Here is a 21087-nt window from a genome sequence, read left to right as displayed (position 1 = left end):
TCAAATAAAAAAAAGCGGGAAACTTTGGAAGTTTTCGCGCTTTTTCTACATTATTCTGCATTGCGTCCTTACGCCTTGCTCTCCCCGCTGACACGAGATTCACTATCCGAAATGAAATGCCTTTCCTTCTTCGATATCTTTTATCATCTGCTCCTTTAAAGCAGCTTTACCGTCAAATTTTTCCTCCGGCCTCTTATAGGAAAGCAGTCTTACCGTCATCTCTTCTCCGTAAATATCCTCATCGAATTCATAAATAAAGGTTTCCACACCCATTTGCTTTATATCGCTTACTGTGGGCTTGTAACCGATATTCGTTATCCCGGCATATCGCATTTCTTTTATGAATACCTCGGAATAATAGACCCCTCTTGGAGGCAATAGCTTAGTCTCAGAAGGCAGAAGATTAGCCGTAGGCATTCCGATTGTTCTGCCAAAACGGTTTCCATGGACTACCGTCTCACTTATGCCATAAGGGGCTCCCAGCAGTTTTGCCACAGTTTCCATATTGCCTTTTTCCAATTCTTCACGCACGTAGGTGGAACTGATTTCCCGTCCATTAAAATAAATCTTATCAATAATCTCCACCTGATATCCAAAATGCTTTGCCATAGAACGCAAGAGCATGTAATTTCCTGCCCCTTTATCGCCGAAGGACACGTCGGCTCCCGCTGCTATGTATTCGGCACGAAGCCTCTTTACCAGAATATCCTCGATGAAATCCTCGGGCAAAGTGGCTGCAGTCTGCGCTGTCAGCGGGAATTCTATGAGTACATCAATTCCCATCCGATCAAAGGCCGTTCTTTTCTCCTTTTTCGTCATCAGTTCCCTATCGTCCGCTCTTCCAAAAAGTACGGAGGGCGGCGGATCGAAAGTGAATACAACCGCTTTCTGACCTTGTTCTTTTTGCTCCAATATATTGCCAAGCAATTTCTGATGCCCCAAATGGATACCGTCGAATTTACCTATGGAAACCGCACTCTTTTCGCTTAACTCGAATTCTGTCGTTCCTTGAATAATTTGCATTTTATTTCTCCAAAAACATTTTCACAGGAGTAAACCGCTCGTCCCGCGAACAATATTCATATATGCCGTAAAACTTTCCTTCACAGCCGTACACCCGCACCGGTTCTTCATCCCCGTATGCGCCCGTCTCCGTCAGCATACCGGCATAAAAGGAATTCCCGTTGTCGATAAGTTTCTTAAACTTTTCCTCTACCATTACCGCTTTATAATCCTTAAATACCGCATCCACCGGAAGTATGTATTTACCTACAGTGCCCTGCACTGCAGCTTTCTCTATATCGCCGAGTGTCATGGAATCCGCTAAAACGAATCCGCCTGCACGGGTCCTCTCCAAATGTGTCATCACGGCTCCGCAGCCTGACTTTTGACCGATATCATGGCATAGTGTCCGGATATAGGTACCCTTTGAACAGCCTACCGTCATTGCAACTTTAGGAAGTTCTATACTATTTATCGTTATATAATCAATGTGTACCGACCTTGCCTTCCGCTCTATTTCCCTGCCTTCGCGCGCAAGCTGGTACAGCTTTTTTCCGTCTACTTTAATTGCAGAATACATGGGCGGGACCTGATCATAGGCTCCAACGAAGGACAAGACAGCCTCCTGCACCTGTAATGCAGTAACGTCTACCTCTCTTTCTGAAAGAACCTTACCCGAAATATCCTGCGTATCCGTTATCTTTCCAAGCAGAAACTCCGTCCGGTATTCCTTGCTCTTATCCGTAAGCATATCGCACAGCTTAGTAGCACTTCCAAGACAGACCGGGAGCACTCCTACCGCATCCGGATCCAGCGTCCCCGTATGCCCTATCTTCTTCTGCTTCAATATTCCACGAAGCTTCGCCACCACGTCATGAGAGGTAAAGCCTGCTTCTTTATATACATTGATAATTCCGTTATACATCTTACCTCTCCATAATCTTTTGCATGTTTTATCTCATATTCTTCTGAAGTTCTTTTTCAATATGCAGAGATAGATTATTCACTACGTCGTGGAAGGTGCCGTTCATTGTACAGCCTGCCGCACGTACATGCCCTCCGCCGCCGAAAAATACGGCAATCTGCGCCACGTCTACCATTCCCTTGGAGCGCAGGCTTACCTTGTATTCCATCGTTCCCGTCTGATACATGAAAATGGTGCACTCCACGCCCTCTGTATGATTAAGCTGACTTACGATGCCCTCCAAATCCTTAGAATCCGCATGATAAAAAGCCAGAGTTCTCTGATGTATCGCACTAACAATACATTTTCCGTCCATAAATGTGATACTTTCCAAAAGCGCACGCCCCAGCAGAAGGTTCTGCACATATGACTTTTCATAAAAGGTCTTTTCTATGATTTCGGAAAAATCAAAACCGAAAGAAATCAGCTTAGATGCTATTGCAAGCGCATCCGGGGTGGTATTGGAATAATTGAATACTCCCGTATCGTGTATGATGCCGATATAAATTGCCTTAGCGATTTCTTCATCCAGCTTTTCTTCGTCTAATACCTTGTAAATCAGCTCGCTGGTGGAGCTGGCCTGCGCATCGATATAGTTCGTGCCACCGCAGCCTTTATTGCTGATGTGGTGGTCGATATTTATCTTCTTACCCGCATTGTCAAAAAACTTCTCCGCTTCTCCCATACGCTCTTTCACCGTGTCGAGGGCAATAAAAGCATCGAAGCGTTGAAGCTCCGTTTTAAAATCGGTCCGTATTTCTTTTATGTCCTTGATACAGTTAAAAACCTCAGGAGGCTGCTCCAGGAACACTTCCACCTGCGCCTCGGGAAATTCCTTTTTTAAATACAAATATAAAGCCATACAGGAGCCGACGCAATCTCCGTCAGGTCTGATATGTCCGCTGATGCCAATGGTCTGCGCCCCTTTTAATTCTTCTGAAATTTTCATCGTCCGCCCCCTTTCTCCGCCTAAAAAGGCGGAAGTCAAACATTTACCCCTACTCCTCTTCTTTACCGCCTTCCTTATTCACTTCGTCGATCAGTTTGGACATGTTCACCCCATAAGCGATGGACTGGTCCATAATAAAAGTGATTTCCGGCGTATTTCTTAGATTGATTTCTTTTGCCAGCTGGTTCTTAATATAGCCGCTCGCGCTTCTTAAGCCTGCCAGCGTGCTCTTTAGGGCATCTTCTTCTCCCAGCACGCTGATCCATGCCTTGCATGTCTTTAAGTCCGGAGACACCTCTACCGATACCACCGAGGTGAGAGGGCTGATACGCGGATCCTTGATTCCTCCACGTATGATCTCAGCCAAAGCTCTCTGTACTTCCCCGTTGATGCGTGTATTCTTTAAACTATTTTTTCTCATATCATCATCCATTTCTTTCAAGGCCGTACCAGAAGCCATAGACTCCTTAGCGAGGTACCTCTACCATAATATAAGCCTCTACGACATCCAGCTCCTGCATCTGATCAAAGCCTTCAAATACAAGGCCGCACTCGAATCCGGCTTTTACTTCTTTGACGTCGTCCTTGAATCTCTTAAGAGAAGCCAGCTCGCCTTCGAAGATCTGCTCGCCCTCTCTCGTAACGCGAACCTTGCAGTCTTTTCTGAACATACCGTCCAGTACATAAGATCCGGCAATGTTGCCGATCGCAGATGCCTTGAATATCTGACGCACCTCCGCATGACCGATTACCTTCTCTTCGAATACGGGATCTAACATACCCTTCATCGCTGCCTCTATATCCTCTATCGCCTGATAGATGACTTTATAAAGCCTGATATCTACGCCTTCCCTCTCGGAAATGGTCTTGGCCATCGCATCCGGTCTGACGTTGAAGCCGATAATAATCGCCTGCGAAGCCGATGCCAGCGATACGTCCGACTCGTTGATAGCACCTACTCCTCCATGAATACATTTTACTACCACCTCGTCGTTGGAAAGCTTGAGAAGGCTTTGCTTTACCGCCTCAACGCTTCCCTGTACGTCGGCCTTTACAATCAGATTAAGTTCCTTCAAATTGCCTGCCTGAATCTTTGTAAAGAGATCGTCAAGAGACATCTTGGCTTTAGTATCTTCAAGCATCTTTTCTTTATTCTGAGAGAGATAGGTTTCTGCATAAGTTTTTGCAGTCTTGTCATTTTCATGTGCAATAAACACTTCGCCTGCACTGGGTACATCGGAAAGTCCCAGAATTTCTACCGGCGTAGAAGGAAGCGCTTCTTTTACCCGTCTTCCCTTATCATCGATCATAGCTCTTACCTTACCGTGACATGCGCCTGCCGAAATAAAGTCTCCTACATGAAGCGTACCCTTTTGTACCAGTACAGTGGCAACCGGACCTCTTCCCTTATCCAATTCAGCCTCGATGACGAGACCTCTTGCGCGTCTTTCAGGATTTGCCTTAAGCTCCAGAATTTCTGCCGTAAGCAAAATGGTCTCTAACAGTGTATCGATGCCTTCTCCTGACTTTGCAGAAACAGGTACGAACTCTGTCGTTCCGCCCCAATCAACAGGAATCAGCTCATATTCTGTCATTTCCTGTTTTACCCGATCCATATTGGCACTGGGTTTATCTATCTTGTTGACAGCCACGATAATTTCGATGCCTGCCGCCTTAGCATGGTTGATTGCTTCTACCGTCTGAGGCATTACTCCGTCATCCGCCGCAACTACGAGAATAGCGATATCCGTGGAGTTCGCTCCGCGCATACGCATTGCTGTAAAGGCCTCATGACCTGGTGTATCGAGAAACGTAATCTTCTGACCGTTAACATTTACCGTATAAGCACCGATATGCTGCGTAATGCCGCCGGCTTCCTTATCGATGACGTTGGTTTTACGAATAGCGTCTAACAGTGAAGTTTTCCCGTGATCGACGTGACCCATAACGCATATAACCGGAGGTCTCGTAGCCAGTTCTTCTTCGTTTTCGTCCTCTTCCTTTAACAGTTCCTCGATGACGTCAACCTTAACTTCTTTTTCACAGATAATATCGTATTCAATCGCGATATTTTCCGCCTCTTCAAAGGAAAGCTCGGAATTCACCGTTACAATCTGACCCTGAAGAAACAGCTTTTTAATGATGGCAGAAGGCTGCAACTTCATTTTATCCGCAAAATCTTTAATCGTGATAGATTCAGGCACTGTAATTACTTTAATCTGCTCTTCCTTCGCATCTTCCACTCTCTTTTCCGGTTTGATAAACCTCCCGGCCTTATTTTTGTTCAGCGTTTTTGTATCTTCTTCATAAATAAAATCTTTTTTGGAACGCTTATCCTTTTCCTGACTGATTCTGCGCTTTTCTTCATCTCTGTGCTTTTCAGTGTCCTTTACCGGACTTTCCGGTACGAAGCCTTTGGAAGACGCAGGTTTTCTGAACCTATTGTCCGCCCCTGCATTGCCTCTGCCACCGCCTTCATTATTGTTAAAAGGCCTATTGCCCCTTGTATTAGAAGAATAATTACGCCTATCGCCTTGATTCTCCTGATTGCCGCCATAAGGAGGGCGATTCGTTCCTCGGTTATCATTTCTATTGTCACTCCGATTTTCATTTCTGTTATTGTCGGGCCTGTTGTTATTATATGGTCTGTTTCCGCCATCAGGTCTGTTGTTATTATACGGTCTGCTTCCGCCGTCGGGCCTGTTATTATTGTTATTATACGGCCTGTTTCCGCCGTCAGGCCTGTTGTTATTATACGGTCTGCTTCCGCCGTCGGGCCTGTTATTATTGTTATTATACGGCCTGTTTCCGCCGTCAGGCCTGTTGTTATTATACGGCCTGTTTCCGCCGTCGGGCCTGTTGTTATTATACGGTCTGCTCCCACCGTCAGGCCTGTTGTTATTATACGGCCTGTTTCCGCCGTCGGGCCTGTTGTTATTATACGGTCTGCTTCCGCCGTCATTTCTATTATTATCGGTTCTTCTTTGAGACTCCGTATTGCCGCTGCGGTTATCAGAATAGCTTCTTCTTTCAGAAGTATCCCTTTCCGTCGGTCTTGCTGCCGCTGTCTGTGTCTCAATTACAGAATCTGCTTCCTGCATCGATTTCGTCTCTTTTTTAGGTGTACCGGCAGGCGATACCATCGTCACGGGAGGTGTAGGCGAGGGTGGTGTCAACGGTTTTACCGGACGATATGGCTCTGCAGCCTTTTTCTGATTCGAATTCGTCGAATTGCTATTACCAGGAGCCGAGGTTGCTTTTCTCTCTCCGCCCTGCTGCTGGGGCTTTTGTCCCGGCATCTTGCTGTTGTGAGGATTGCTCACAAAAATAATCTTCTTCTTTTTCTTAGGTATATCTGCTGTCTCCTGCTCTGCTTTTACAACTTCCTGCTTCGTCGTCTCAGCCCTCTCTTTCCCAAATTGTTTTCTTATAAGAGCTACCGAATCGTCCTCGATGGAGCTTTGCGGCGCCTTTGCCTCTATTCCCTTTTCTTGTAGAAAAGAGATAATATCTTTACTCTGTTTATCTAATTCTTTCGCAAGCTCATGTACTTTCATTTTCGCCATGCTCACTACCTCCGTTTTATTCTTCTGATGCTTCCAAATGCTTCTTTATGGACTGTGCAAATCCATTATCTGTTACTGCTAATGAAGAGCGCATTTCTTTACCCATGGCGTGCCCCAGTTCCTCTTTCGTTCCATATTGAAAAAACGGCACATTATAAAAGTCACACATATTGCGAAACATTTTTATGGTATTATCGGAAGCGTCCTTACTGACTATTACCAATACCGCGCTTCCCGTCTTCACTGCTTTTTCTGTTGCTATCTCTCCGCTCACTACATTTCTGGATCTGGCAGCGAGGCCGAGTAATGAATATATCTTATTCATTCTCCTCTAAACTCCTTCTCCAGCTTTTCATAAACCTCGTCTGGAATACTCATTTTAAAAGACCGCTCAAGCCCTTTATTCTTCCTTGCCTTTTTCAGGCACTCCTCAGAAATACAAACATAAGCACCCCTTCCATTCTTTTTGCCTGTTACGTCGAGAATAATGTCGTTTTCCGCTGTTTTTAAAACCCGCATCATTTCCTTCTTGCTCTTCATCTCACCACAGCCCACGCATTGTCTCAAAGGGATTTTCTTTGCCATATCATGCCCTTTCTAAGCTTATCGTATCAATTTGATACAAAAGCCCTCTATTCTTCTGCCGGAATTTCTTCCAAACTATCCTCTTCTACATACTCGCCGTCATACTCTTCATCATATTCCTCGTCATACTCGTCATATTCATCCGCGTAATCCTCATAACGGAAGCCCGGCGAATCCTTCGCCTGCGTCTCACTCTTGATGTCTATCTTATATCCGGTCAGTCTCGCTGCGAGCCTTGCATTCTGTCCTTCCTTACCGATCGCCAGAGAAAGCTGATAATCCGGTACTACGACCTTTGCCGTCTTTTCATCAGGATCTGCGAATACCGCAACGATTTTTGCCGGAGACAAAGCATTCTGAATGAGATTGCCGGGGTTTTCGTCCCAGTTAATAATGTCGATTTTTTCTCCGCGCAGCTCCTCCACAATGGAATTCACTCGCGCGCCATTTAAACCGACACATGCACCTACAGCATCCACATTGGGATTATTGGACCAAACAGCCATTTTAGTTCTGCTCCCCGATTCCCTGGCAATGCTTTTGATTTCAACCGTGCCGTCCTTGATCTCCGTAACCTCGGACTCAAACAGCCTCTTTACCAGTTCGGGATGGGTACGGCTAACGAGAATCCTCGGTCCCTTAGGCGTGTTCTTCACTTCCAAAATATAAACCTTAACCCGTTCCGTAGGTTTGAAAACTTCACCCTTTACCTGCTCGGTCTCATTCAATATTCCGTCCGCTTTCCCTAAGTTTATGCTAATGTTCTTTCCTACATAACGTTGTACGATTCCGGTTACCACATCTTTTTCTTTTTCATAATACTGATTATAGATAACGCTTCTTTCTTCTTCTCTTATTTTCTGCAGGATAACATTCTTCGCATTCTGTGTTGCAATGCGTCCGAATTCCTTGGATTTGATTTCTACGTGAAGAAGGTCTCCAAGCTGCGCCTTTTGCGAAAGCTCTTTTGCATCCGCAAGCGTAATCTGACAGCAGTCGTCCTCTACTTCCTCCACTACTTCTTTCTCCGCATAGCATAGAAAATCGCAGGTCTCTCTGTTAATTTCAACTTTGATATTATCCGATTTTCCAAAATGATTTTTGCAGGCTGTAATCAATGAATTCTCAATGGCATCAAACAATGTTTCTTTGCTGATTTCCTTTTCCTTCTCCAGAATATCTAATGCTTCCATCAATTCTTTGTTCATTTTTCTCTTTTCCTTTCTGCTATCTCGTACCGAGATTATCCTCTCTAAAAATCAAGTGCTAATCTGATTAATGCGATATCTGTTCTTTCAAAAACCAGTTCCTTCTCAGCCTCTATCGTTACGGATTTCTCATCGTATGCTTTCAATACGCCTTTGAACTCCTTACACTTGTCTATCTGCTTATATGTTTTAATTTCTACTTCTTCTCCGATACTTTTCTCCAAATGCTTATCTTTTTTCAATGTTCTTCCAAGCCCCGGACTGCTCACTTCCAAAATGTAGGCATCGCTTATAAAGTCTTTCTCATCTAACGCATCCGACAGCGCACGGCTCACCGCCTCGCAGTCATTAATATTCACTCCCTCCGGCTTATCGATATAAGCACGAAGATAAAAATCGCTCCCCTCTTTTACATATTCCACATCGTAAATCTCTACGCCAGCTTCCTGCACTATCGGCCGAAGCAGCTCCTCTGTCCTGTTTTCATATGTTTCTTTTCTGGACATCTATTCACCCGTTCCTTTCTCAATTTCTGATAGAAAATTTCTATCAGAAATTCCCGTCAGAAAATCATTACCCGCAAAAAGAGTGGACTCGCAAGTCCACTCTAATTAACAGTAACATATATTCTTCCTATACTATAGCACTACATCACACTAATTGCAAGGATTTTCGAAAAAATAATTAAAGCAGCTCGTAGGGGAATCGAACCCCTGATTCCGCCGTGAGAGGGCGGCGTCTTAACCGCTTGACCAACGAGCCAGAACGAATACAAACCGAACATTTTTTCCTGTTCATTTGCCGACTTGCTTATTTTATTATAAAACGACTAATAATGCAAGCACTTTTTTTTAAAATTTTGTATTTGTTCTGTCTTTTTAATTTCCCCTCCATTTATCGGTCATTTCGCGCCTTATTTCATCGCTCCAACAAGCGGTTTACCGCTTCGATTACATGTTCCGCCTCGAAAGGCTTGGTAATGAAATCGGCAGCACCTTCCTTAATTGCCTTGACCATCTTCTCCTTCTGCCCGGCGGCGGTAATCATAATAACCTTCACCTTCTTGTCCTCCTCGATCAAGTGTTCAAGCGCCTCCAAACCGTTCATCACCGGCATGGTAATATCCAAGGTCACTAAGTCCGGCTTCAATTCTCTATATAAACCGACTCCTTCTTCTCCGTTCGCAGCCTCACCAACCACCTTATGTCCTGCGCTCTCCAACACTTCCTTCAAAATCTTTCGGGATGTCCTCGAATCGTCTATAATCAAAATACTTGCCATAATTATGTCCTCCTATTGATATATATCTATGTTATACGGAAACGTTAAGGTTTGTGTCCATCGCAATAAAAACTTCTATCTTGCTGTTCTTAATGTATAAAGGGATAACGAGCGCTTTCCCGTCAACTTTTATTCTTCCCTTCTGATAAAACATGGGAGGAACCATATCCACTGAAACTCCCTCTACACTCAACGCGGAAGCATACAGCCCGTTTACACAGTTAATGAACTCACATACCGAGTCGAAAGCATACAGATCCATCTCGGTAAACTCTTCCTTCGCAAAAGCGCTGGCGATTGCAAGCAGACTGTTCTCTTCTCCCGAAAGCCCTAGAGTTATATTGTACTCCCCCTTTACGTCCTGTAAAGCTATATCTTTGAATTCATAATCTTCGACTTCCTCGGAGGGGCCGATTGCTATTCTGGAATCTATCAGGCGGATCACCGTGCGGATAGCTACTCCCGCAAGCGCCTGCGCCCGCTCATCGTCGCTCCTTATGAAAAGAGGTACGATACGATCCGCATCGCCGCTCTTCAAATCCTCGATATCGGTAGCCGTAAATCCAGTCTCTTTCCGGTACAGCTCCATCGCTTTCTCTATTTCCTCAAGCGTCATAATGCCATTCTCCGTCATCGACTGTACGAACACCAGATAAGGATTACCCTGAAGCTTTAAAAGCCTCTCTACCTGATTCTCAGTCAGGTAACCCTGTTCTACCGCAATATCGCCGAAGCGCTTATCTTCCCCTGCCTGCCTTTTATTAATTTTTTCCGCTTCTTCTTCGGTTAAAAGCTTCTCGGAAACAGCGATAAGCCCCATTTTTACGCGGACCTTCTGCTGATATTCCAATGCCTTTTCCAGCTTACTCGCCGAAATCAAGTTTTTTCCCACTAAATATCTCCCAAAAATCTGACTAAACATATGTACCCTCCATCTGACGTCTTATGTACTACCAAAACTTCCCTTTTATTATATAATATTTAGGATACAAAATCAAATAAACTTATTTGATTCGACTCCGGAAGATTACCTAACAAATTCAAGGTGTCCATCAGCTCGATGACCGTTTTGGAGACCTTCGTTCTCTGTCTGAAATCGTCCTTCGACAAAAAAGCGCCGTCCTTAGCAGCCTCTACAATGGCGTCCGCCGCCTTCTCTCCCAAACCATCTATGCTATTTAGCGACGGCATGAGCTTGCCGCCCACGACTTGGAACAGGCGGGACTGTGCGGAAAAAATATCGATAGGAACGAATTCAAATCCCCTGGCGTACATCTCCTGAACAACCTTCATATCACGGAATGAGTCCTGCTCCTTTTTTGACAGCGTATCACTTCTGCGCTTATAATCCGTCATCATTTTCTCCAAGTGATCCCTGCCCTGACACATCAGCTCATAGGAAAAGGCAGAGGCACGGATGCTGAAAAAGGCCGCATAAAAAGCAAGGGGATAATTGATCTTACAATAGGCGATGCGCCAAGCCATCATAACATATGCCGCCGCATGGGCTTTCGGGAACATATACTTGATCTTCTTGCACGACCATATATACCAGTCGGGCACATCCGCAGCCACCATGGCTTCCTCCATCTGAGCGGTCAGGCCCTTTCCTTTCCGCACGCTCTCCATTATGTTAAACGCCAGAGAGCTCTCCACTCCCATACCGATCAAATAGACCATGATATCGTCTCTTGTACAGATTGCCGTGGAAATAGTCGCCTTTCCTTCCTGAATGAGCGTCTGTGCATTTCCAAGCCATACGTCCGTACCGTGAGCCAGCCCCGCAATTCTGACCAAATCGGAAAAAGCCTGAGGCTTCGTATCGATCAACATCTGCATGGCGAATTCCGTACCGAACTCCGGTATTCCCAAAGCTCCCAGCTTACAGCCCCCGATCTGGTCGGGCGTAATTCCAAGTGCCTCCGTATTCTTAAACAGAGACATGACCTGTTTATCGTCCAAAGGAATCTTTACCGGATCGATTCCTGTCAAATCTTGAAGCATACGAATCATGGTAGGATCGTCGTGCCCAAGAATATCCAGCTTCAATAGGTTATGGTCTATGGAGTGGTAATCGAAATGGGTCGTTACGGTATCCGTGGTCATATCATTAGCCGGATGCTGCACAGGCGTAAAAGAGTTGATATCCTCACCCAAAGGCAATACGATAATGCCTCCCGGATGCTGGCCAGTACTTCTTCGAATTCCTGTGCACCCTACGACAATGCGGTTGATTTCGCAGGTACGCTTTCTCCATCCGCGCTCTTCGAAATAATTCTTCACATAGCCGAAGGCGGTCTTATCCGCCAGGGTACCTATCGTCCCGGCCCTGTATGTCTGCCCCGCTCCGAAGATAACCTCCGTATATTTATGTGCCTTACTCTGGTATTCACCGGAAAAGTTAAGGTCAATGTCCGGCTCCTTGTCTCCCTTAAAACCGAGGAAGGTTTCAAAAGGGATATCGAAGCCGTCCTTCTTAAGCGGCGCACCGCAGACCGGACATGCCTTATCCGGCATATCACAGCCCGCCCGCCCCGCATAAGCCTTTACCTCTTCGGAATAGAAATCATTATAATGGCATTCTGAGCAATAATAGTGCGGGCTTAATGGATTTACCTCCGTGATACCTGCCATAGTCGCCACAAAAGAGGAGCCTACCGATCCTCTGGAGCCTACCAGATACCCATCCTCCACCGATTTCCAAACAAGCTTTTGGGCAATGATATACATTACTGCGAAGCCGTTGGTTATAATGGAATGAAGTTCCCTCTCCAATCTTTTTTCCACGATATCCGGCAACATATCCCCGTATATTTCATGTGCCTTATTATAGCAAATATCCGTCAGCGTCTTGTCGCTGTCAGGAATGATGGGTGCGCATTTATCCGGTCTTACCGGAGACATGGTTTCCACCATATCCGCAATCAGATTCGTATTGGTAATGACTACCTCCTGCGCTTTATCGCTTCCCAGATATTCGAACTCCTCCAACATCTCCTCCGTAGTGCGAAGGTAGAGCGGAGCCTGATCATCCGAATCGGAAAACCCCTTTCCCGCCATAATGATACGTCGGTAAACCTCATCCTCCGGATCGAGGAAATGCACATCGCAGGTCGCTACCACCGGCTTTCCAAACTGCTCTCCAAGCTCCACGATTTTCTTATTGATGTCCATAATATCATCCATGGAGTTGATATTCCTTACCTTCTCCGACTCGATCATAAACTTGTTGTTGCCAAGAGGCTGTATCTCCAAATAATCATAGAAATTAACAAGCCTTGCAATTTCTGCATCCGCCTTGCCGTCTAGCAGAGCCCGATAAAGCTCTCCCGCTTCGCACGCACTGCCAAGAATCAAGCCTTCTCTATATTTGAGAAGCAAGCTCTTTGGAACCCTCGGCCTCTTACTATAAAAAGTTAAATGAGATTCCGAAACAAGACGATATAAATTAACCCGTCCCGTATCGTTCTTGGCAAGAATGATCGCATGGTAGGTGGGAAGCTTCTTTACAATATCCGGGCTGGAGGCTCCGAGAGCGTTAACTTTCTTTAACGTATCGGCGCCTTCTTCTTTAAGCATCGGAATGAACTTTACAAATATTTCTGCGGTAGCTTCCGCATCATCCACTGCACGATGATGGTTTTCAAGGGATATTCCCAGTGTTTTTGCCACCGCGTCCAACGTATGTCTGGCCTGATGCGGCAGAAGTATTCTCGCGATGCCTACCGTATCCACGTAAGTAAATTCCTTCTCCAAGCCTAACCTTCTGGCATTTTCTATAATAAAACTCATATCGAAATTCGCGTTATGGGCTACCAGCACTGCATCCTCACAGAAATCAAAAAATTGCGGCAAAATCACATCGATCATAGGAGAATCCATAACCATCTCGTCGTTGATACCCGTCAGTTTCTCTATTTCGAAGGGAATCGGCACATCCGGATTCACAAAGGCAGAATATCTGTCCGCAATCTGTCCGTCAATTACCTTCACTGCGCCAATTTCTATAATTCTGTTATGTACCGGAGAAAAGCCCGTAGTCTCGATATCGAATACAACAAAGGTGCTGCTGAAATCCTGCCCCTTATCACCCGTCACGATTTCCTTCAAATCATCTACCAGATAGGCTTCCATTCCGTAAATAACCTTGAAGAAGTCCTGCTTATCGGGATTCTTATCTCCTGCCTCCTTCCGTTTCGCCTTCTCTGCCTTCCACAAATCCTCCCATACGTGATTGGCATCGGGAAAGGACTGCACGACTCCATGGTCCGTAATGGCGATAGCCGGATGTCCCCACTTATAGGCACGCTTAACAATATCCTTCGCCTCAGAAACGCCGTCCATATCACTCATTTTGGTATGACAATGAAGCTCCACTCTCTTTCTGGCACTGTTATCCGACCGTGAAGAGGTGAAATCCGGTATTCTCTTTACTCCACTAATAGAGCCTATGGTCAATTCGTTATCGAACTTATCGATGACAGCCATACCTTTAAGCTTCACGAACGCCCCAGGCCTCATTCCTTCCGTTATTTCCGCCACCTGCTCGTTGCCCGCAAACAGTTTTACCGTCAGAGTATCCGAAAAGTCCGTAATATCATAAAAAAGAATAGTCTTCTCATTCTTTATCTCACGCTTATCCATGTTGATGATCTTGCCGCGGATCGTCACCTCTCCCATTTCGCCAATGATGTCTTCTATAGGCATGGCTTCTTCGTCAAAGTCCCTGCCGTACAAGACGTCCGGATTATCAGAGCGCTTTACCGCCCTCCTGAAGTCACTCTTATCACCGTCTTTTCTTCCGGTGCGGAAACTTCCCCTCATTCCAGACTCGATCGGCTTCGTCACACCGCCTGACTTAGGTTCCGCAGGTGAATTAGCCTCTGCCTCCGATTCATTCTGCGCATCCTCGCCGGGAGATAATCCTCCTACTCTAGCCGCAATATCCGCAACCTGCCTTGCAATCTTCAGATCATCTTCTTCTTTATATTTTCCAGATTTCCCTTCCTTATAGTCTACGGAAATATCTACCTGAAATTCGAACCTCTCATTATATATCTTATCCAAGATACGGAGCAGCTCCTCAGACTTGCTTCTCGCCGGTACGGAATCCTCTATGGTAAGTCTGATTTTATTTTCCGAAGGATATTCAATGTCTGCATTCTTGAAGATATTGTATTCCACCGGACTATATTCTCTAAGTTCCAGCAAAATACTATCCTTATATATATGCATGAACTTCTCTGGGTTATATTGTGCCGACAGATGATATTTTTCATATATCTTTATTGTCATGGAAAAGCTGGGGAAGAGCTGTTTTTTTATTGACTCCTCCACCTTCATAACATATTCCTTGCGAATAAGTCTGTCGCTGGAAATATAGATACGCAAAAAATCCTTTCGCTTAGTAGCAGAGATTCTTTCCACCTCCACCTGACCGAACAAATCCTGCAGCTTATCCTCCAATTGTAACGACGGGAAAACCTCAAAAAACTTTTTCAACTCTCATCAACCCTATTCTTTGTTCCAATTTAACAGTTCTTCCTTTAATACGGAAAGAAGCTGATCCTCCGGTACCTTTTTTACGATTTTGCCCTTTTTGATTAACAGCCCTTCTCCGGTACCGCCCGCAATACCGATATCTGCCTCTCTCGCTTCTCCGGGGCCATTTACCGCACAGCCCATCACTGCTACCTTGATGTCTAACGGTATATCCTGGACCATCTGTTCCACCTCATTGGCAAGCTGGATCAGATCGATTTTCGTTCTGCCGCAGGTAGGGCAGGAAACTACCTCTATCCCACCTTTTCTAAGCCCCAGCGTGCGCAGAATCAGTTTCGCCGATTTGATTTCCTCCACCGGATCACCGGTCAGGGACACCCTGATTGTATCACCAATCCCCTGATATAAAATGATGCCAAGCCCCACTCCCGATTTGATATTTCCTCCTAAGAGCGTTCCCGACTCTGTAATTCCTACGTGAAGCGGGTAACCGGTCTCCTTAGCCAATATCTCATGGGCCTTTACGCACATAAGCACATCGGAGGATTTGATACTGATCACCAGATGATCATAGCCCAGCTCCTCTATCATCTTCACCTTATCCAGCGCACTTTCCACGATTCCCTGTGCGGTGACACCGCCGTATTTTTCAATCAGATCCTTTTCCAAAGAGCCGCTGTTTACACCGACGCGAATGGGGATATTCCGCTCCTTCGCCACCGTTACGACAGCGGCGACATTTTCCTTTTTCCCGATATTTCCCGGATTGATTCTTATCTTATCCGCACCGTTTTCCATTGCTGCAATCGCCATCCGGTAATCGAAATGAATATCGGCTACTAAAGGTATGGATATTTGCTTTTTAATCTCTTTTATAGCAAGCGCCGCCTCCATAGTAGGCACCGTGCATCGAATGATTTCGCAGCCCGCCTGCTCCAGCCTGTGTATCTGCGTAACTGTGGCTTCCACATCCTCTGTCCTCGTATTTGTCATAGACTGGATCAGAATGGGATTCCCACCGCCAATCACCCTATTTCCTATATGTACAACCTTCGTATTATCTCTATACATGAATACCTCCCTGCCGGAGTTCTCCGACAAACTGTACCATCGATTGACAAGATCTTACACGCCCTGAACCATGAGTTTTGCATGAGTCAATCGATGGTATGATAACTTGAAGTCTATCATACCCCTATTTTAGTGTCAAGGTGCGGGAAATTTCAAGTAAAAAGTTCTGCTTCTTTCGTCCTTTGTATCAAGCTCGGTACAAATAAGAGTAAGCTCGTATTCTTTCCCGCCTTCAAAACTGTCCGCCGGTACTTCTAATTTCATATCTCCCGGGGGACTGTACACAGTATCATACCGGATGATTAACTTCTGTCCCTTTTCGTTCCGGATGACTACAGGGAAGATCTCATCCTTTTCAGAAGCCATACAAGGGGCCGCCAGAAGAAAGGAAGCCATTACGATACAAAAAATCATCATAAGCCCTCTGTTCTTTTTAGCGGAAAGGTAAACAGACTTTATCTGCCTTACCTTTTTGCACGGCCCCGCTCTCCTGCTTCCAAGTACCGTTTTTATAAGGCAAAGAGCAATAATAACTCCCGCTGTAACTTCCACTTTCCATTCATTGCCGATAAGCCTCTCTTCTCCATATCTTATATATAACTCCCACAAGTTCAAAAATATACCCCCTGCGATAAGCAATAATATATAATAAATAACGCCTGCCACTGCATACATCCACTTCCGCCTCTTGTCTGCCCCATTCTGCTTCTTTAGCGCTTCCTCCATTTGTGCTATGTTCTGATACCGTCTCTCCCTCTCCTTCTCTGTTGCCTTCTTAATTACTTTTTCCAGTCCGGGTGACAATGCTGCATTGTAAAATCGAAGGGGCTGTATCAGAAAAGGAGGCAGAGATGGATCGCTTCCCGTAAGCATATAGTGAAGGGTTGCTCCCAGACCATAGACATCACTCCTCTCATCCACAACCGATCCCGCACTTCTTCCAAACTGCTCCGGCGCCGCATAGCCGTAGGTACCCGTGCATATCTGTTCCTGCCTCTCCTCATATTTAAAATATGCGCTGCCAAAATCGATAAGCTTGGCTTCGCCCCTATCGTTTATCATCACATTAGAAGGCTTCATATCCCGATAGATTACCGGTTCACCTCGCCCATGCAGATAATGGAGAACCTGCGCAAGTTCACCTGCCCACACGAGTGCCTGCTTTTGACAGATAGGTCCAAATTTCTTCACATAGCTTTCAAGGGTCACCCCTTCTATGTATTCCATGACAAGATATTTCTTCTCTCCCGCCACTATATAATCAAAAATATCAGGAAGCGCCTGGTGTTTCAATTTCTTGAGCAGTTCGATTTCTTTTCTTGCATATTTGCCACCGTGAAATTCCTTCACTGCCACGGTACGTCCTAAGCGTTCATCCTGTGCCTTATATACGATTCCGCTTCCCCCTTTTCCGATTTCTTCTTGTATACGATATTTTTCTATCAGAAATTCTTCTATCTTACATTTTCCTATTTGCAATCCTTCCATCTGATATTTTTCTTCCGGTATTTCCTCCAAATTTCCTAATTCATTTTCCACGACATTGTCCTCCTTTACCCGGTTTTGATAACTATGGCAGAAATATTATCCTTCTCTCCCCGCCTTTTGGAATAATCAGCAATTTCCTTTATTCTGCGTCCTATTTGTTCTTTCGAGGTGAGATGGGACGGGAGCAGCGTCTCTGTTAGCTTTTCCTCTGAGATTACATGCCGGAAACCATCGGAACAGAGCAAAAAGGTGTTTTTTTTCTTTATTCTTCCTATATGGCTGTCCGGTTCCTTCCACACGAAGCTTCCAATACATTTCGTTAAGATATGCTCATCTGCCGAGTGATCTCTGGTCAGGCGTTTTAGAACTCCTTGGGAATTCATTCTTTCGTCTTTACTTGTTTTAATCATTTTCCTTTTCAGGGAAATGCGGTAGGCTCTTGTATCCCCGCTGTGCCAGAGCAAGTAATGTTTCTTGTAAAAAATCATCATGGTGATTGTTGTTCCAAATTGTATCTGCTCCTGAGATGCAAATTTTCTCATTTCTTCGTTACAGGCATATAGGCTTCGTATTCCTGCCCGCTTTATTTTTTTCATTTTTTTGTATCGTGCCATCATAGGGAGTGCCTCTGCGTAAAACCATTCGGTCATTCGCTCCGACACAAAGCCGCTGGCCTGCTCTCCTCTACATAATCCGCCAATACCATCACATATGAGGGCGAATACTGCGCGTTCGCCTTTTATATACACTTCCTGGAGGGATAGGGAATCTTCATTTGAGGGGCGGAAACCGGTATTCCAGTATAGCTCGGTGAGGTAGTACATTTTTTCTCCTTTCCAAAAGTTACGGGTTTCGCAAATGCACATGACAATAGGGAATGCGGTGAGCGTACATCTGCAAATACAGATAAGTTGACAGCAAAATGCATCCATGTGCCCTGCCGGGTTATGAAATGACAAGTGAAGTTTCCTGCTTTTTTAGGATAAAAATCTACAGAAATTGTAGGATTGCAAGAGGCTTTGACTCAGACTCTCACATCAGATAATTTACTTTGATTTCTGAAGGTCGAACACAACCTTCGATATGGTTTATTATATAGAGCTTTAAACAAAGAAACAAGTATGCAATATGCACAAATTTTTTGATGCAGCATTAAGGCCGCATAGTACATGAAAGTACTTTGCGGCCGGCTCGGTTATCTCCACACCTCAACTGCTACGAAAACAACCGCGAAATATCATTAAACAGCACAAATACCATAAGTATCATAAGCGCGGCCATTCCCGCCAAATGTACTATTCCTTCTTTTTCCGGCGGAACCGGCTTCCCTCTAATTGCTTCTATCAAAAGAAATACCAGCCTTCCACCATCCAGAGCCGGGAAAGGAAGAAGGTTCAATATACCTAAGTTAACGGAAAGAAGAATCGCAATGTTCATCATGGAGAATACGACAGAACTAATTCCATAAGGCTTTACCTCTTCATAGGTCTCTCCTACTATCTGCGCTATTCCCACAGGACCTGCCATATCGTCCTTCGTTACCTGACCCGTAAACAGCATTCCCAAGCTCTTGAATGTAGCCCTTACCCAATATTCCAACTCATAATAGCTGTATTGGAACACTTGAAGGGCATTGCATTTGAAATATTCTCCCGCTCCCGTTAAGCCGATGTAATAGCGGCCTGCCGAACTGTCGTAAATGGGAGTAAGGGTAACGCTGTATTTCTCTCCGTCACGCACAAAATCGATGTTTAAATCCTCCCCATGGTTCAGCGCAGAAATGAGATTTACCTGCCTGTATAAATGAATTTTTTCTCCGTTTATCTTTGTGATTAAATCTCCGGCTTCCATTCCCGCCGTCTGTGCCGCTCCGCCTGGAGTTATCTCTTGGATCACCGGTCTGTCCGAACCGGTGAACGCCACAATGATGAGCGCTAAAAGAAAAGCCAAAAGAAAATTGAACAGCGGCCCTGCGGCAACCGAAGAAATTCTGGCCCAAACGCTTGCCGACAAGAAAGAGCCTTCATCCTTTTCTCCGTTCTCTGACTTAACTCCATCTTCACCGTCGAATATACACGCTCCTCCGATCGGGAAAATCTTAAGACTATAAACCGTCTCTCCCCTTTTAAAGTGAAACAGCGTCGGCCCCATACCAATTGCGAATTCCACCACCCTGATTCCGTTCTTTTTCGCCAGTAAAAAGTGACCCAGCTCATGGGATATTACGATGATACCAAAAATGATTAGAAATAAAATTATCGTTATTGTCAATTTACCACCTGCTTTATATATTCATAAGTTTCTGCTTCTGCTCGAAGTATCTCTTCCACCTTGGGGTTCTCGATGGGCTTATGCCTTTCCATAGAGGCTGCTATCAGCTCAGGGATATGCATGAACCCTATTTTCCGATCCAGAAACAAGCTGACGGCTTTTTCATTCGCCGCATTGTATACAGTAGGCATGCTGCCGCCGCGATTCGCCGCGTCGAATGCCAGCTTCAGCCCTTGGAAGGTTTCCAAATCCGGCTTCTCGAAGGTAAGTTGCTTTAAGTCGAAAAAGTTTACTCTTTTTCCATCCATAGGACGTCTATCCGGATAAAAAAGCGCATAAGCAATTGGAAGCTTCATATCCGGTGTGCCCAGCTGAGCAATTACTGCACCGTCGGCATATTCCACCATCGAGTGAATGATGCTCTGAGGATGAACTACCACCTCGATCTGAGAAAGCTCAGCGCCGAAGAGCCACTTGGCTTCTATCACTTCCAAGCCCTTGTTTACCATAGTTGCAGAATCTATGGTAATTTTTCGTCCCATCGCCCAGTTGGGATGCTTCAAGGCATCCTCCACTCTCATATCCCTTAGCTGCTCCTTCGTCTTTCCTCGAAACGGGCCGCCGGAGGCCGTTAAAAATATTTTGCTCATGCGTCTTTTGTTTTCGCCGTTCATGGATTGGAAAATCGCGCTGTGCTCGCTGTCTACCGGTAGGATATCCACATGATGTTTGGCGGCTAACGGCATAATAATGTGCCCTGCCGTTACCAGCGTCTCCTTGTTAGCCAGTGCGATAGTCTTTCCATTTTCTATCGCAGCTATGGTGGGCTTAATACCAATCATTCCCACAATCGCTGTAACCAATACATCCGCTTCCTCCATGACAGCTATCTGGAGAAGTCCCTCCATGCCGCTAAGCACTTTTACCGGAGTATCCGCTACTCTTATCTTCAATTCCTCACAGGCTGTCTCGCTCCACATCGCAGCTATGGACGGAGAAAATTCCCGAATCTGCTTTTCCATCAATTCCACGTTACTGCCGGCGGCCAAAGCCACTACCTGTAAATCATCATTGCTTCTTATAATTTCCAAGGTCTGCGTTCCGATGGAACCCGTGGACCCTAAAATTGCTATCTTCTTCATATCGTTAACCATGCCTCTTCTTTATCGTACCAAATACATGTGAAAAATTTATGTTCTC

Annotated in this window: 17 protein-coding genes and 1 tRNA gene; all 18 read right to left on the bottom strand. The window is 45.3% G+C overall.

Annotation, left to right across the window (positions count from 1 at the left end; all coding sequences use genetic code 11):
- Positions 1–102: 102 nt before the first annotated feature.
- The 18 genes from V6984_RS10585 to dxr all read right to left on the bottom strand — a co-directional run bounded on the left by V6984_RS10585 (position 103) and on the right by dxr (position 21029).
- Positions 103–1023, bottom strand: a complete 921-nt coding sequence (locus V6984_RS10585) for a bifunctional riboflavin kinase/FAD synthetase (RefSeq protein ID WP_342759748.1) — start codon at positions 1021–1023, stop codon at positions 103–105.
- 1 nt (position 1024) lies between these two features.
- Positions 1025–1927, bottom strand: coding sequence for a tRNA pseudouridine(55) synthase TruB (gene truB / locus V6984_RS10580; protein ID WP_342759747.1), 903 nt, complete (start codon positions 1925–1927; stop codon positions 1025–1027).
- A gap of 28 nt (positions 1928–1955) precedes the next feature.
- Entirely contained in the window at positions 1956–2915 is a 960-nt protein-coding gene (locus tag V6984_RS10575) for a bifunctional oligoribonuclease/PAP phosphatase NrnA (protein WP_342759746.1), read from the bottom strand.
- Between the two features lie 49 nt (positions 2916–2964).
- Positions 2965–3336 carry a 30S ribosome-binding factor RbfA gene (rbfA, locus tag V6984_RS10570; protein WP_342759983.1) on the bottom strand — a complete coding sequence of 124 codons (372 nt, stop codon included), beginning with the start codon at positions 3334–3336 and terminating at the stop codon, positions 2965–2967.
- A 46-nt stretch (positions 3337–3382) separates the two neighbouring features.
- On the bottom strand, positions 3383–6481 hold the full coding sequence (gene infB / locus V6984_RS10565; RefSeq protein ID WP_342759745.1) for a translation initiation factor IF-2: 3099 nt from the start codon (positions 6479–6481) through the stop codon (positions 3383–3385).
- A 16-nt stretch (positions 6482–6497) separates the two neighbouring features.
- Positions 6498–6806: a L7Ae/L30e/S12e/Gadd45 family ribosomal protein gene (locus tag V6984_RS10560; protein WP_342759744.1), complete on the bottom strand. Its 309-nt coding sequence runs from the start codon at positions 6804–6806 to the stop codon at positions 6498–6500.
- Positions 6803–7066 (bottom strand): RNase P modulator RnpM, encoded by a 264-nt coding sequence (rnpM, locus tag V6984_RS10555; RefSeq protein ID WP_342759743.1) that lies wholly within the window; start codon positions 7064–7066, stop codon positions 6803–6805. Before rnpM ends, V6984_RS10560 begins: the two co-directional genes overlap by 4 nt.
- Positions 7067–7113: 47 nt before the next feature.
- Positions 7114–8274 (bottom strand): transcription termination factor NusA, encoded by a 1161-nt coding sequence (gene nusA / locus V6984_RS10550; RefSeq protein WP_342759742.1) that lies wholly within the window; start codon positions 8272–8274, stop codon positions 7114–7116.
- A 44-nt stretch (positions 8275–8318) separates the two neighbouring features.
- The gene (gene rimP / locus V6984_RS10545; RefSeq protein WP_342759741.1) at positions 8319–8780 is read right to left on the bottom strand and encodes a ribosome maturation factor RimP; all 462 of its coding nucleotides are present in this window, start codon (positions 8778–8780) and stop codon (positions 8319–8321) included.
- Between the two features lie 184 nt (positions 8781–8964).
- Positions 8965–9036, bottom strand: a tRNA-Glu gene (locus V6984_RS10540).
- 156 nt (positions 9037–9192) lie between these two features.
- Positions 9193–9555: a response regulator gene (locus tag V6984_RS10535; protein WP_342759740.1), complete on the bottom strand. Its 363-nt coding sequence runs from the start codon at positions 9553–9555 to the stop codon at positions 9193–9195.
- A gap of 31 nt (positions 9556–9586) precedes the next feature.
- Positions 9587–10477 (bottom strand): chemotaxis protein CheX, encoded by an 891-nt coding sequence (locus tag V6984_RS10530; RefSeq protein ID WP_342759739.1) that lies wholly within the window; start codon positions 10475–10477, stop codon positions 9587–9589.
- Positions 10478–10536: 59 nt separating this feature from the next.
- Complete coding sequence (locus V6984_RS10525) at positions 10537–15057, bottom strand: PolC-type DNA polymerase III (protein WP_342759738.1); 4521 nt, start codon at positions 15055–15057, stop codon at positions 10537–10539.
- 12 nt (positions 15058–15069) lie between these two features.
- Complete coding sequence (gene ispG, locus V6984_RS10520; RefSeq protein WP_342759737.1) at positions 15070–16128, bottom strand: flavodoxin-dependent (E)-4-hydroxy-3-methylbut-2-enyl-diphosphate synthase; 1059 nt, start codon at positions 16126–16128, stop codon at positions 15070–15072.
- Between the two features lie 135 nt (positions 16129–16263).
- On the bottom strand, positions 16264–17667 hold the full coding sequence (locus V6984_RS10515) for a serine/threonine-protein kinase (protein WP_342759736.1): 1404 nt from the start codon (positions 17665–17667) through the stop codon (positions 16264–16266).
- 14 nt (positions 17668–17681) lie between these two features.
- Positions 17682–18365, bottom strand: a complete 684-nt coding sequence (locus V6984_RS10510; RefSeq protein WP_342759735.1) for a PP2C family protein-serine/threonine phosphatase — start codon at positions 18363–18365, stop codon at positions 17682–17684.
- Between the two features lie 466 nt (positions 18366–18831).
- Positions 18832–19881, bottom strand: a complete 1050-nt coding sequence (gene rseP / locus V6984_RS10505; protein ID WP_342759982.1) for an RIP metalloprotease RseP — start codon at positions 19879–19881, stop codon at positions 18832–18834.
- A gap of 2 nt (positions 19882–19883) precedes the next feature.
- Positions 19884–21029, bottom strand: coding sequence for a 1-deoxy-D-xylulose-5-phosphate reductoisomerase (gene dxr / locus V6984_RS10500; RefSeq protein ID WP_342759734.1), 1146 nt, complete (start codon positions 21027–21029; stop codon positions 19884–19886).
- Positions 21030–21087: the final 58 nt, after the last annotated feature.

Origin of the sequence: Kineothrix sp. IPX-CK (genome assembly GCF_039134705.1) — a bacterium.
Classification (GTDB): domain Bacteria; phylum Bacillota; class Clostridia; order Lachnospirales; family Lachnospiraceae; genus Kineothrix; species Kineothrix sedimenti.
Note: the sequence above shows the minus strand (reverse complement) of the source record. Positions and strands in the feature narration are given on the sequence as shown.

Coding starts and splice junctions, on each gene's coding strand:
- truB (WP_342759747.1), bottom strand. CDS start 1,927: ATGTATAACGGAATTATCAATGTATATAAAGAAGCAGGCTTTACCTCT.
- nusA (WP_342759742.1), bottom strand. CDS start 8,274: ATGAACAAAGAATTGATGGAAGCATTAGATATTCTGGAGAAGGAAAAG.
- V6984_RS10560 (WP_342759744.1), bottom strand. CDS start 6,806: ATGAATAAGATATATTCATTACTCGGCCTCGCTGCCAGATCCAGAAAT.
- V6984_RS10585 (WP_342759748.1), bottom strand. CDS start 1,023: ATGCAAATTATTCAAGGAACGACAGAATTCGAGTTAAGCGAAAAGAGT.
- dxr (WP_342759734.1), bottom strand. CDS start 21,029: ATGAAGAAGATAGCAATTTTAGGGTCCACGGGTTCCATCGGAACGCAG.
- V6984_RS10530 (WP_342759739.1), bottom strand. CDS start 10,477: ATGTTTAGTCAGATTTTTGGGAGATATTTAGTGGGAAAAAACTTGATT.
- ispG (WP_342759737.1), bottom strand. CDS start 16,128: ATGTATAGAGATAATACGAAGGTTGTACATATAGGAAATAGGGTGATT.
- V6984_RS10535 (WP_342759740.1), bottom strand. CDS start 9,555: ATGGCAAGTATTTTGATTATAGACGATTCGAGGACATCCCGAAAGATT.
- rnpM (WP_342759743.1), bottom strand. CDS start 7,066: ATGGCAAAGAAAATCCCTTTGAGACAATGCGTGGGCTGTGGTGAGATG.
- infB (WP_342759745.1), bottom strand. CDS start 6,481: ATGGCGAAAATGAAAGTACATGAGCTTGCGAAAGAATTAGATAAACAG.
- rbfA (WP_342759983.1), bottom strand. CDS start 3,336: ATGAGAAAAAATAGTTTAAAGAATACACGCATCAACGGGGAAGTACAG.
- V6984_RS10575 (WP_342759746.1), bottom strand. CDS start 2,915: ATGAAAATTTCAGAAGAATTAAAAGGGGCGCAGACCATTGGCATCAGC.
- rimP (WP_342759741.1), bottom strand. CDS start 8,780: ATGTCCAGAAAAGAAACATATGAAAACAGGACAGAGGAGCTGCTTCGG.